Origin of the sequence: Pseudomonas sp. CCI3.1 (genome assembly GCF_034313985.1) — a bacterium.
Classification (GTDB): domain Bacteria; phylum Pseudomonadota; class Gammaproteobacteria; order Pseudomonadales; family Pseudomonadaceae; genus Aquipseudomonas; species Aquipseudomonas psychrophila.
Genome location: NZ_JAVIWO010000001.1, coordinates 5,076,767 through 5,089,364, shown reverse-complemented (window position 1 = coordinate 5,089,364; position 12,598 = coordinate 5,076,767). Strand labels below are relative to the sequence as shown.

The following is a 12,598-nucleotide window of genomic DNA, read 5'->3' as shown; positions in this document are numbered from 1 at the left end:
AGCCGATTAAAAGGTCATGGGATTAAGGGCCGATTATGCCGTGTACACCGCGATGTGCATCGGTTAATGATCGGTTAATCGCAGGAACACACTGTAGCTGCACTTGAACTTGCCCAAGGCTTTACCCATGCGTTTGCTGCTGTCCTTTCTATTGATGTGTTTGGTCGGTGTGGCTCAGGCCCAGACCGCGAACAATCCGTTTGCACAGCCTGACTTTCTACCGGTCAACAAAGCCTTCACATTCAGTGTCGAGCCATTGCCTTCTGGCGAAACCCGCCTGCAATGGAAAATAGCCGATACCTATTACTTGTACCAAAAGCGCTTCAAGTTCGACGGGCTGGATCCGGCAAAAACGCCCGTACTGCCCCAAGGTCTGGAACACAGCGATGAATTCTTTGGCGCCACCCAGGTGTATCGCAACAAGGTTGAGATACTGATCCCTGCAGGCGCCAGCGGTCAGGTCAAGGTCAGTTGGCAAGGCTGCGCCGATGCGGGTCTGTGTTATCCACCACAAAGCCAGACGGTTGATCTGGGCGGTGCGCAGCCTGTGGCCGCACAAGGTCAGGCGCAAGACCAGTCACTGGCTGCCAGTTTGCAGCAACGCTCGCTAGGCTGGAGTTTGTTGCTGTTCTTCGGCCTGGGCCTGTTGCTGGCCTTCACTCCATGCTCACTGCCGATGCTGCCGATTCTGGCAGGGCTGGTGGTAGGCAGCGGTGCCAAGGCCGGGCGCGGTTTTGCCGTGGCCGGCAGTTATGTGATCAGCATGGCGCTGGTGTATGCCGGACTGGGGGTGCTGGCTGCCCTGCTGGGCGCCAACTTGCAGGCCCTGCTGCAACAGCCCTGGCTACTGGGCAGTTTTGCCGCGCTGTTTATCCTGCTGTCGCTGCCCATGTTCGGCTTTTTTGAGCTGCAATTACCCGCGGCTCTGCGCGACCGCCTTGAAACCGCCGGGCGTGGCCGCAAGGGCGGCAGCTTGATCGGCGCAGGCATTCTCGGTGCCCTGTCTGGCTTGCTGGTCGGCCCCTGCATGACCGCACCACTGGCCGGTGCCTTGCTGTATATCGCGCAAAGTGGCAATGCCGTTCAAGGCGGCCTGGTGCTGTTTGTGATGGGCCTGGGGATCGGCGTACCGCTGTTGCTGCTGGTTACCGTGGGCAACCGCTTCCTGCCCAAGCCCGGTGCCTGGATGAACCTGATGAAAGGCCTGTTCGGCTTCCTGTTCCTGGGTACCGCATTGCTGCTGGTACGCCCGGTACTCGATGAGTCCTTGTGGGTCGGCCTGTGGGGCGTGCTGCTGATCATTCTGGCGTGCACCCTGTGGCAACAGGCTCAGACGTTCCTGCGCGCCAAAACCCTGTTCAATCCGTTAAGCCTGCTGGCGGGCCTGTGGGGTTGCCTGCTGTTGGTGGGCGCGGCCGGGGGCGGTACCGATCTGTGGCAACCATTGCAGGTGTACACCGCCAAAACAGTGGCGGGCGCCAGCACTGCAAGCACTGCCCACGATGCGTTTATCACCATCAAGGACCCCGCCAGCCTGGACCGTGAACTGGCCAGCGCCAAGGCCGATGGCCAGTGGGTGATGCTCGATTACTACGCCGACTGGTGTGTGTCGTGCAAGGTCATGGAGAAGCAGGTGTTCGGCAAACCCCAGGTGATGGAGGCATTGCAAGGTGTGCGCCTGTTGCGTCTTGACGTGACCGCCGATAATGTCGCCAGCCGCGAACTGCTCAGCCGCTATCAAGTACCCGGCCCGCCCAGCTTTGTCTGGATCGGCCCCAACGGTATTGAGCGTCGCGGGCAACGCATCACTGGCGAAGTCAACGCCCAGACCTTTTTGAATAACTGGAACGCCACTCGGGAACTCCTCTAAATGCTGACCCTGACCATCGGTTCGTTTGCGCTGGCCATCAACCACTTGCTGCTGATTCTGGCCCTTGCCCTGGCGACACTGGTGGGGTGGCGTGTGGCCAAGCGCGGTGGCGAAAATCCCGAGTCAGTGCTGTTCAGCCTTTTTTTACTGGGCTTGCTGACGGCGCGCATCGGTTTTGTCGTCAGCTATTGGCGCTACTTCAAGGACGACCCGCTGCAAGTCCTGGACTTGCGTGACGGCGGATTCTTGCTGTGGCCGGGGCTGATCGCCGTGGTGGCCGGCGCGGTCATCTGGGGCTGGCGCAGGGTCGGCTTGCGCCGGCCACTGGGTTGGGGGCTAGGCAGTGGCCTGGCGTTCTGGCTGCTTGCCAGTCTCTCGTCCAATCTTTACGAACAAGGCACACGGCTGCCCGAGTTGGTGTTGCGCAACGCCGACGGCGAGTCGGTGCAATTGAGCAGCTATCAGGGCGGCCCTCTGGTGATCAACCTGTGGGCCACCTGGTGCCCGCCATGCCGGCGCGAAATGCCGGTATTGCAAAACGCCCAGCATCAGCATCAGAACGTAACGTTCCTGTTCGTCAATCAGGGCGAGAGCATGCAGAGCGTCAGCACCTTCCTTGAAACCCAGGGCCTGAACCTCAGCAACGTGCTGTTCGACAGTGGCGGCCAGCTGGCGCAAAAAGTCGGCTCAATGGCACTGCCGACTACGCTGTTCTACAGCGCTGAAGGCCGGCTGCTGGGCAGCCATTTGGGCGAGTTATCCCAAGCCAGCCTGGCCCGGGCCATGGAGCCTTTAAACCTGAACAATTCAATGTCGGCCCAACAGGCCGACCCTGCAAGGAATGAGCAAAAATGTTTAACCGCAAACTGCTAACCCTGAGCATGACCGCCCTGCTGGGCGCCGCACTTTTGCAATCCCCTGTGTTGCAGGCTGAAGAGCTGCCGCCGGCGATCAAGAAGATTGAAGCCAAAGGCGCAAAAATCATTGGCAGTTTCGATGCTCCCGGCGGTTTGCGTGGCTATGCGGCCCAGTACCAGAACCGTGGCATGGCGCTGTACCTGACCCAGGACGGCAACGTGCTGGTGGGCAATTTGTATGATGCAGACGGCAAGGACCTAAGCCTGGCTCCGCTGCAAAAACTGGTTTACGAACCCATGGCCAAGCAAGTTTGGGCTGAAATGGAAAAGAGTAACTGGATCGCTGATGGCAAAAAGGATGCACCGCGCATCGTTTACCTGTTCAGCGACCCGAACTGCCCGTACTGCAACATGTTCTGGGAACAAGCCCGCCCGTGGGTTGATTCGGGCAAGGTGCAATTGCGCCACATCATGGTGGGCATTATCCGCGAAGACAGCCCGGCCAAATCTGCCGCCCTGCTGGCCGCCAAGAACCCTCAGCAAGCGCTGCATGATCACGAAAAAGCCGGCAAGGCCAGCACTCTCAAGCCATTGACCAAAATCCCGGCCGATGTTCAGGCCAAGCTGGATGCCAACGCACAGCTGATGGAGGAGCTGGATGTGGCAGCAACCCCGGCGATTTTCTATCTGGACCAACAAGGCAACCTGCAACAGCAACAAGGCGCGCCGTCGCCGGAAAAACTGGTGCAGATTCTCGGTCCCAAGTAAAACCCGCTGGCTGTGCCCTTTGGAACACAAGGTCACAGCCAGCACCAACACCTGCGTGAGGCATGTCTCAGTTCGAGCCTTTCAGTGCTATTAGTTCTATTTCTCAATTGACAATCATTATCATTAAGCCTAGTTTGTGAACAGCTGTGTAGGACGCTTCCACGAAGAGCGCCTCACTCAATCTTTCGCAACAGGTGATCTCCATGACGGAACAAATGTCCACAGGCAAGTGCGACTCACCCTTACTTCAAGCCTTTGTTGATAACCGACTGGTCCTGGTCAAAATCGCAGCACGCATCACCGGCTGTCGATACAGAGCTGAGGATGTCGTGCAGGATGCTTTCTTCCGTCTGCAGTCCGCCCCCCAGATCACCTCTTCATTCAAGGCGCAGCTCAGCTACCTGTTCCAGATCGTGCGCAACCTTGCGATTGATCACTACCGCAAGCAAGCGCTGGAACAGAAATACTCGGGCTCAGAAGAAGAAGGCCTGAACGTGGTCATCCACGGCGCCTCCCCGGAAACTTCGTTGATCAACTTCTCAACCCTGGAGCACATTGCGACCGCTCTGACCGAACTGCCGAGCCGCACGCGCTATGCATTCGAGATGTATCGCCTGCACGGTGTACAACAAAAAGACATTGCCAAGGAGCTGGGCGTGTCGCCAACGCTGGTCAACTTCATGATTCGCGATGCCCTGATTCATTGCCGCGAGGTATCGGGAACATACCCCGATACCTATGCGCGACGCTGATTCAGGCCACTGCCGTTTGCACAAACACATCGTCCGTCCGGATTTACCTCAGCGGCTCCTGTAGATACTCTGTTGCCAACCGGCCTGTTTAGAGAAATGTGCTTCGCTAAACAGGTCGGCCTGTAGGCCGCCTCGGCGGGCAGTTGATCTTGTTTTTGCACTGGTTTTTGATCTGCCTGCCCTTCGGGAGGCCGAGCGCAGGTTCTGCGTAGTGGGTCGACCGGCATGGATGCCGGGAGAGCCGTGTTGGGCCATGGATGGCCCGTCACGGCGTGCCCACGGAGCGGGACCGGAGTGAGGGACACCTGAGCGCAGCGAGGGCCGTACGCTGGGGCAAGGCCTTTTTGGGTACTTTTGTGGCTGTTTGACAAAAGTGCCTCGCTGTAAAAGCGAAACCATCATTTCAGTTAACTGCGAATGCCGGATATGTACCCCGTGTGCCAGTTGTTTTGCGATGCGCCCGCAGCGATGCCGAGTACATATCCATTCGATATGTCACGACCTACTACGGGTTCCGCCCTTACGGCGGGTCACTTTTTCCAGACGCCGAAAAAGTAACCAAAAAGGCTTGCCCGACCATTCGGCCGCCTCGCCCAGGCTCGGTGGTTCCCTCACTCCGGCACTGTCATGGGGGCACGCCGCGACGGGCCATCCATGGCCCATCGCGGCTGGCGCGGCGTCCTGCCGCGCCACCCCCATAACAGCACCTGCGTTCGGCCTTCTGTGATGGGCATTCGCGTCGTCTGGACATACGTGTGGCTCCAGCAAAAGCAAAATGCATCGCAGACGTCACAGAACCCTACGAAAAACGGTTTAGCGCCAACATACAAGCCGCTGCTCAAAGCTGCGATCGACGGCAAAGCTGCCGCGCCATCACCTCCCCCTTCCCGGATCAATCGTTACATGGCAACCACGTCAATTTGGTAGGGCCCAAAAATGGCTCTCAACTGCCCGCTGTCACGAAGATTGTTCAACATTTGCGCGAATTCCTGACTCTTGATCGGAGCATCGAGTCGCAACAACGCGTAGTGCCGATAGACCTGATCGACACGCTCGGACACCATAATCTGTGATTTGACCTTAGGGTCGTAGCGCTGGATGTCAATCAGGTTGGAACGCGTCATCAATGCAATGTCTGCCCGCCCGCGCAAGACCATCAACAAGTTGCTTTCGTGGGAATAGGTCAGGGTTGCGCTGAAGGTATTGGTAAGGAATTTCGGTGCTGAGTTGAACCCGGCAAAGGCATAGTGATAGCCGCTGAAGAGCGCAAGCCGCTTGCCGCTCAGGTCATCAAAATAACGTTGCGCGCGATCAGGGTACTGCCTGGCCACAAACACTTCTGCGTCTTCGAGACCCATGTCCACGGCCGTGTACGAGAGCTCCTGCCAACCCCAGGCCGGGTTTTCGAACATCATCATGTCCACCCGCCCCCGCTCAAAATCACGCACGCGCCTCGGGATCGAGCTGGGTACCAGAACAAAGCGGTAGTCGCTCTGGAGCTGGTTGAGGGCGTTGAGCAATTTGGACAACAGACCGGTATCGGCACCGCGCTCCGGGCGTACGGTATACGGCGGAAAATGCGCAGCTCCGACCCTGATTTCCTGGGCGGCCCAAACCGGCGTTAGCCAGATTATGCCGAGGGTCAGCAACACACTATGAGCCAACTGAATCGGCGAACACTTCAAAACCATACACATCCCGCGCCGCCCATGGCTGGAACTTATTGATCGACACACGACCTTAGATCGAGCACGCACACCATTGAAGCGCATATAGACTAGCAAGCAAGCGGTCCACTGGCCCACTACAAAATAACCGTGCGGGTCAGTGTTTTAGCTACGCTCCCACTTCAACGCCGATGCTGTTAAAGGAAGCTGCACATGCCTCACTGGCTGGTAATTGATCTGGAAGCCACAACCGATGATGGCGGCTGGCCCCTAGAGGAAATGGAAGTGATTGAAATCGGTGCCAGCGTGGTCACCCGCGCAGGCCGGGAGGTCGATCATTTTCAGCGTTTCATTCGACCACAACGTCGGCCGTTGTTGACCCCTTTTTGCCGTCAACTGACTCGCATCACCCAGGCCAACATTGACACTGGTGCACCGATGACGGTGGTCTGGGAGCAGTTCGAACGCTGGCTGGGCCAACATCTACCCAAACTCGAAGGCTGGGCCAGCTGGGGCGACTACGATCGCAAACAGCTGGAGCAGGAATGGCGCCAGAAACAACTGGGCAGTGCCCTGCTGCAATTGCCGCACATGAACCTCAAGCAGCAATTTGCCCAGGCCCGTCAGTTAAAGCGTGCGCTGGGACTTAACAGCGCACTGCAACTGGCCGGAATGCAGTTCAGTGGCCAGCAACATCGAGCCTTGGAAGATGCGCGAAATACTGCACGTTTATTGCCTCTGGTGCTCAAAGGCTGACGGCCACAAAAGGGCGTGACGGGATAAAACGGCTTCTGCATACTGGCCAGCCCTTTTTAGCCCATTCCGAGGAATCGCCATGTTTAAAGTCAACGAATACTTCGACGGCACCGTCAAGTCGATTGCCTTCGCACAAACCGAAGGCAAGGCCACCATTGGCGTCATGGCTGCGGGCGAATACGAATTCGGCACGGCCGAGCGTGAAATCATGCACGTGGTTTCAGGTGAGCTGAGCGTCAAGCTGCCGGGCAGCAACGCATTTGAAACATTCAAGAGCGGCAGCCAGTTCAACGTACCGGCCAACAGCAAGTTCCAGCTCAAGGTTGCAGTGGACACTGCTTACCTGTGTGAGTACCGCTAAGGCCCTGCACATTCCCCTGTAAATACTCTGTCACCGGTCAAGGCCCTCCGTGGGAGCGAGCCTGCTCGCGAATGATTTTCGCGAGCAGGCTCGCTCCCACGGTTGAAGTATCTCAAGCCATCGCCCCTCGGCAGTTGCTACGGATCTCTTTTCACATCCCTACATTGAACTGCAACGCCGCCAGTCGCGCATACAGCGGGTTACTGGCGATCAACTGTGCGTGAGTGCCAATGGCAACCAGCTTGCCCTGATCCATTACCGCGATGCGGTCGGCGTTTTGCACGGTGGCCAGGCGGTGAGCAATCACCAGCGTCGTTCGGCCTTGCATCAGGCTGGGCAATGCCTCTTGGATCAAGTGTTCGCTCTGGGCATCCAGGGCACTGGTGGCTTCGTCCAGCAACAAAATGGGCGCATCGACCAGCAGCGCCCGGGCAATAGCCAGACGCTGACGTTGACCGCCCGACAAACCCAGACCGCCGTCACCCAAGTGGGTTTTATAGCCCTCGGGCATTTGCAGGATGAAGTCGTGGGCATGGGCAATTCGCGCGGCGGCTTCAACTTGCGCATCACTGGCGCCAGCATTGCCATAACGGATGTTGTCTTCAATGGTCCCGAAAAACAGGGCCGGGGTTTGCGACACCAGGGCAAAGCAACGACGCAGGTCGTGCGGGTCTAGCTGGGTGATGGGCTGCTCCTCCAGCAAAATCCGCCCTTGCTGGGGATCGTAGAAGCGCAGCAGCAGGTCGAACAACGTCGACTTGCCCGCTCCTGACGGGCCGACCAGCGCCAGGGTCTCCCCTGCATTGACCGACAGGCTCAGACCATCAATGGCATAACTTTCAGGCCGCGACGGGTAGGCAAATCGCAGGTCTTCAAGCCGCAGATTGCCGTCCACCCGCTCAGGCAACACTCGTAGATCCGTGTCCGGTGCCAGGATCAGGCTTTTTGCCTGCAGCAGTTCGGCAATTCGCTCCGCCGCACCTGCCGCCTGTTGCAACTCGCCAATAACTTCGCTCAGGGTGCCGAACGCGCTCCCTACAACCAAGCTGTAAAACACAAAGGCTGCCAGCTCGCCACCGGTGATGCGCCCTGCGATGACGTCCATGCCACCGACCCACAGCATCACCCCCACAGCCCCCAGCACCAGCAAGATCACCAGCGTGATCAACCATGCCCGTTGCAGAATGCGTTTGCGTGCGGTGGCAAACGCATGCTCAACGGTGCTGGCAAAACGCTGCTGATCCTGCTGTTGGTGGTTGTAGGCCTGGACCGTCTTGATTTGGCCTAAGGCTTCGGCGACATAGCTGCCGACATCCGCTATCCGGTCCTGACTCTGGCGCGAGAGGCTGCGCACCCGACGGCCAAAAAACAGGATGGGCACCAGCACCAGAGGCAGGGCGACCACCACAATACTGGTGAGTTTGGGGTTGGTGACAAACAGCAGGACCACGCCACCCACCACCATCAGGCTGTTACGCAAGAACAAGGACAGCGAAGAACCAATCACTGACTGCAGCAAGGTGGTGTCGGTGGTCAGTCGTGACTGGATTTCAGAACTGCGGTTGTTCTCATAGAACCCGGGGTGCAAGTCGATCAGGTGATTGAACACCTGGCGGCGAATATCGGCGACCACCCGCTCACCGATCCATGACACCAGATAAAAACGTACAAAAGTGCCCACGGACAAGCCCAGCACCAGCACCAGAAAAAAACCGATGGACTGGTTAAGCAGATGGGGGGACTGAGTCATAAAACCCTTGTCCACCAACAAGCGAATGCCCTGCCCCATCGACAAGGTGATCCCCGCTGTGACAATCAGGGCCAACAGGGCGCCAAATGCATGCCAACGATAGGGGGCAATGAAATGGGTGGCCAGACGAATGGCACGACGATGACGGGACGAAAGCATGGGAGGGGTATCCAGAATGAGGATCAGCGTGAAAAGCCTTACACAGCCTACAACGAAGTTCGGCTTATCTTGGTAAACCTTTCTCACTCGTCTTGAATATGACCTGCAACAGCAAGCCCTAGGCAGTAATGTTCTAAAGTCGGGGTGGAAGTTTCAGGATATTTCTGTTGGACTGGGCTGGTGGCCAAGTTTGTAACAGCTTGGTCATTAAACGGATCTACAGTATCGCTACACCCTGATGAGGAGACAGGCCATGGATTTGCAACAGAACGCTCAAGCCGTACCGGTGATTCGCACCCAACCACAGCAATCTCTGGGGTGCGCGTTTATCGACGAGAATGGTCAGGAAATCTTGATCACTGAAGCGATGATTCAGGACGCCTGCCACGAACTGGAGCAACGCCTGGTCAAGCCTGTGCACAAGGACTGATCCTCTGTGACAGCGGGCAACCGTGCGATGGCATTACTGCGGTTTACCGGACAGACCGCACCGTTTGCATCGCTGACCAGCCAGCTCCACACATGAGATAGCAACCCAAGAATGACTGACCGGCCTTACTGCATAAGGCCGGTTTTTTTATGCCCTGACTCTTTAGACAGGCACCGCCCCCAAGGCCTTTACCAGTTGATTCAAGGCCACTGACTCACCCTCGATATGCACGGGCAGGCCTTCGATTTCGCGGCGAATCGGGTAGTGCTTGCGCAATGCATCGAACGCCAGCTTCTGCTCCTGGACACTGCCGATCAGGCTACGACGAAAATCCGCATCGTCACGGCGCGGGTCGTACACACCGCGACAAATCATGGCCATGGCCCAGCCAGGATCGCTGTCGGCACTCAGTTCAACCTTCGCCAGCCATGGAGCGGGCAGCAGGTCGGCGAGTTTGACCTGCGGGGTATGCCCCAGAAAATCACATAACGCCTGATAAACCTGCGCAGTACCACGCTGCTTGCCATCCAGGCTGTACCCGGCAATGTGTGGAGTCGCCAGTACGCACAGGTCAGCCAGTTCGACGTCGACTTGCGGCTCGCCCTCCCACACATCCAGCACTGCCTGCAGGTCTTCGCGTCGGGTCAATACTTCGCGCAGCGCCGCGTTATCAACTACTGGACCGCGGCTGGCGTTGATCAGCCAGGTGCCCGGTTTCAGTTGCTCCAGACGTTGCTGATCGAGCAAGTGCCAGGTCGAGTAGTCGCCGGTTTTGCTTAGCGGGGTGTGCAGGCTGAGTACATCGCACTGCTCGATGATCTGTTCGAGGGTGACATAATCACCTCCTTCACAGGCCTGCCGCACGGGGTCGCAAACCAGTACGTTGAGGCCCAGAGCACGCAGAACGTTGACCAGACGACCGCCCACTTCACCGGCGCCGATCACGCCGTAGGTACGCCGGGTCAGATCGACACCTTCAATTTCGGCCAGGGTCAACAGGCTGCCAAGCACGTAATCGACCACGCCACGGGCATTGCAACCGGGGGCGCTGGACCACTGAATACCGGCTTGCTGAAAGTAGTCGAGGGCCAGGTGATCGGTACCGATGGTGCATGTGCCGACAAACCGCACCGCGCTGCCTTCAAGCAACTCACGGTCGACTTTGGTCACCGAACGCACCAGCAGGACGTCTGCATCGTGGACGTCTGCACGGCTGATCTGACGCCCCGGCAAACGGCGTATTTCACCGAAGTCAGCAAAAAACTCTTCGATCAGCGGAATATTTTCGTCAGCAACAATCAACATGGCAGGCTCCTTTGGCGGAGTGGCAGTGTAGGCGTTGTTACGCTGAATGGGCCAGCCAAGCGTGGAAGGTACTTACGATCATGCTTACAAAGCTCCTACAACTCAGTGTTTTCTGACCTTTTGGTCAAGCGTACAATCGCCAGCTTTGCGCGTTAAACACTGTGGATGCACGCTTGTGAACTCTGTCACTCATACCCCCCCTTCTACCGCTGTAAGCCGCCCGGCCCGGGTTCGTACAGAAGTACGCGCACTCCTGGCGCTGGCGTTTCCGATCATCATTTCGCAAATCGCCACCACCGCCATGGGGTTTGTCGATGCGGTGATGGCCGGGCGTGTCGGTCCTCGGGATCTGGCTGCCGTGGCGCTGGGCAACTCTATCTGGGTCCCGGTGTTTTTACTGATGTCGGGCATTTTGTTGGCCACCACCCCCAAGGTGGCACAGCGTTTTGGCGCGGATGCTCACAGTGACATTGGCCCGATCGTGCGCCAGGCGCTGTGGCTGGCGCTGATCACCGGCCTGTGCGCGGCCCTGATTCTGATCGGTGCCGAGCCACTTTTGCATGCGATGAAGGTCGACCCTGACTTGATCGACCCGAGCATGGGCTATTTATACGGGATCGCCAGTGGGATGCCGGCCGTTGGGCTGTATTGCGTGTTGCGCAACTTCAGCGATGGCCTGGGTAAAACCCGACCAAGCATGGTGCTGGGGCTGAGTGCACTGGCACTCAATATCCCGATCAACTACATCTTCATTTATGGTCACTTTGGCGTCCCGGCCATGGGCGGCGTGGGCTGTGGCTGGGCGACGGCTATTGTGATGTGGTTCATGGCCATCGGTATGGTGGTCTGGACATGGCGCGGGGCAATCTACCAGTCGAGCAAGGTCTACAGCCATTTTGAATGGCCCCAGTGGGCGATTCTCAAGCGCTTGCTCAGCGTGGGCTTGCCGATTGGTATCGCGGTCTTTGCCGAGTCGAGCATTTTTGCGGTGATTGCGCTGCTGATCGGCAGTTTGGGTGCAACCGTTGTAGCGGGCCATCAGATCGCATTGAACTTCAGTTCACTGGTTTTCATGATTCCGTATTCGCTGGGCATGGCCATTACGGTGCGTGTAGGCCAGGCCTTGGGCCGTCAGCAACCTCGTGAGGCACGGTTTGTGGCTGGCGTCGGCATGGGCACCGCCCTGGTCTGGGCGGCCATTTCCGCCAGTCTGATCCTGCTGCTGCGTGAGCAAATTGCGACCGTCTATACCGCCGATCTGAGGGTGATCGAGGTGGCAACCATGCTGCTGATGTTTGCCGCGCTGTATCAGTTTTCAGACGTGATCCAGGTGACGGCCGCCGGCGCATTGCGCGGCTATCAAGACACGCGGGTGACGATGGTGTTGACGTTGTTTGCGTATTGGGGGATTGGTCTGCCGGTGGGCTACGCGCTGGGGCTGACGGACTGGTTTGGCGAAGCCAATGGCCCGAGCGGGCTGTGGCAGGGTTTAATCGTTGGCCTGACCTGCGCCGCGCTGATGCTTGGCGTGCGGCTGGCGCGCAGTGCGAAAAAACATATTCGCCGCAGCGCCTGACGTGTGGGAGTGAGCCTGCTCGCGAACGCCTCAATGCGGCGACTTTCGCGAGCAGGCTCGCTCCCACGGTAGCAACCTGAACGTTTAATCCTGCTTCTTGCGGATCCAGTACAGGTACTTGCCCGCCTCTTCCTGTTGCCCCACCAGTTCATGGTCCAGAAACACGCAGAACTTGGGAATGTCACGGCGAGTCGAGGGGTCGGTGGCGATGACTTTCAACAAGCCACCCGGCGCTAGATCGCGAATGTGTTGGTGCAGCATCATCACCGGCTCAGGGCAGTTGAGGCCGGTGGCATCCAGAGTGCCGTCAACCGGCAGGTCAGTAAAACTCATCAGTTACTCCCGAA

The 12,598-nt window shown here is 58.0% G+C and carries 12 protein-coding genes; 8 read left to right on the top strand and 4 right to left on the bottom strand.

Annotated features, from left to right (window positions below; translation table 11 throughout):
• Nucleotides 1–127 precede the first annotated feature (127 nt).
• The 4 genes from dsbD (at nt 128) to RGV06_RS23355 (ending at nt 4,247) form a co-directional block, all read left to right on the top strand.
• A complete protein-coding gene (gene dsbD / locus RGV06_RS23370; protein ID WP_322151557.1) occupies nt 128–1,870 on the top strand; it encodes a protein-disulfide reductase DsbD in 1,743 nt (580 codons plus the stop codon).
• Nucleotides 1,871–2,743, top strand: a complete 873-nt coding sequence (locus RGV06_RS23365) for a TlpA disulfide reductase family protein (protein WP_019826323.1) — start codon at nt 1,871–1,873, stop codon at nt 2,741–2,743. It abuts the gene before it with no gap.
• A complete protein-coding gene (dsbG, locus tag RGV06_RS23360; RefSeq protein ID WP_046809822.1) occupies nt 2,722–3,495 on the top strand; it encodes a thiol:disulfide interchange protein DsbG in 774 nt (257 codons plus the stop codon). The genes RGV06_RS23365 and dsbG overlap by 22 nt, the downstream gene beginning before the upstream one ends.
• A gap of 203 nt (nt 3,496–3,698) precedes the next feature.
• Nucleotides 3,699–4,247, top strand: a complete 549-nt coding sequence (locus RGV06_RS23355; protein ID WP_046809821.1) for an RNA polymerase factor sigma-70 — start codon at nt 3,699–3,701, stop codon at nt 4,245–4,247.
• 899 nt (nt 4,248–5,146) lie between these two features.
• On the opposite strand, the gene RGV06_RS23350 is transcribed toward RGV06_RS23355, so the two are convergent.
• A complete protein-coding gene (locus RGV06_RS23350) occupies nt 5,147–5,938 on the bottom strand; it encodes a substrate-binding periplasmic protein (RefSeq protein WP_322151556.1) in 792 nt (263 codons plus the stop codon).
• A gap of 189 nt (nt 5,939–6,127) precedes the next feature.
• Here RGV06_RS23350 and RGV06_RS23345 point away from each other — a divergent pair, with 189 nt between their 5' ends.
• Together RGV06_RS23345 and RGV06_RS23340 are read left to right on the top strand one after the other, a co-directional pair.
• Nucleotides 6,128–6,670, top strand: coding sequence for an exonuclease domain-containing protein (locus RGV06_RS23345; protein WP_019826647.1), 543 nt, complete (start codon nt 6,128–6,130; stop codon nt 6,668–6,670).
• 79 nt (nt 6,671–6,749) lie between these two features.
• Nucleotides 6,750–7,031 carry a pyrimidine/purine nucleoside phosphorylase gene (locus RGV06_RS23340; RefSeq protein WP_046809940.1) on the top strand — a complete coding sequence of 94 codons (282 nt, stop codon included), beginning with the start codon at nt 6,750–6,752 and terminating at the stop codon, nt 7,029–7,031.
• Between the two features lie 151 nt (nt 7,032–7,182).
• Here the strand turns inward: RGV06_RS23340 and RGV06_RS23335 are convergent, their stop codons facing one another.
• The gene (locus RGV06_RS23335; RefSeq protein ID WP_322151555.1) at nt 7,183–8,940 is read right to left on the bottom strand and encodes an ABC transporter transmembrane domain-containing protein; all 1,758 of its coding nucleotides are present in this window, start codon (nt 8,938–8,940) and stop codon (nt 7,183–7,185) included.
• 253 nt (nt 8,941–9,193) lie between these two features.
• Here RGV06_RS23335 and RGV06_RS23330 point away from each other — a divergent pair, with 253 nt between their 5' ends.
• Nucleotides 9,194–9,370 (top strand): PA1571 family protein, encoded by a 177-nt coding sequence (locus RGV06_RS23330; protein WP_046809938.1) that lies wholly within the window; start codon nt 9,194–9,196, stop codon nt 9,368–9,370.
• Between the two features lie 162 nt (nt 9,371–9,532).
• On the opposite strand, the gene pdxB is transcribed toward RGV06_RS23330, so the two are convergent.
• Nucleotides 9,533–10,675 (bottom strand): 4-phosphoerythronate dehydrogenase PdxB, encoded by a 1,143-nt coding sequence (pdxB, locus tag RGV06_RS23325; RefSeq protein WP_322151554.1) that lies wholly within the window; start codon nt 10,673–10,675, stop codon nt 9,533–9,535.
• A gap of 175 nt (nt 10,676–10,850) precedes the next feature.
• Between pdxB and RGV06_RS23320 the strand changes: the two genes are divergently transcribed.
• On the top strand, nt 10,851–12,251 hold the full coding sequence (locus RGV06_RS23320; RefSeq protein WP_322151553.1) for an MATE family efflux transporter: 1,401 nt from the start codon (nt 10,851–10,853) through the stop codon (nt 12,249–12,251).
• A gap of 84 nt (nt 12,252–12,335) precedes the next feature.
• On the opposite strand, the gene tusA is transcribed toward RGV06_RS23320, so the two are convergent.
• Nucleotides 12,336–12,584 (bottom strand): sulfurtransferase TusA, encoded by a 249-nt coding sequence (gene tusA / locus RGV06_RS23315; protein ID WP_019826659.1) that lies wholly within the window; start codon nt 12,582–12,584, stop codon nt 12,336–12,338.
• Nucleotides 12,585–12,598 lie beyond the last annotated feature (14 nt).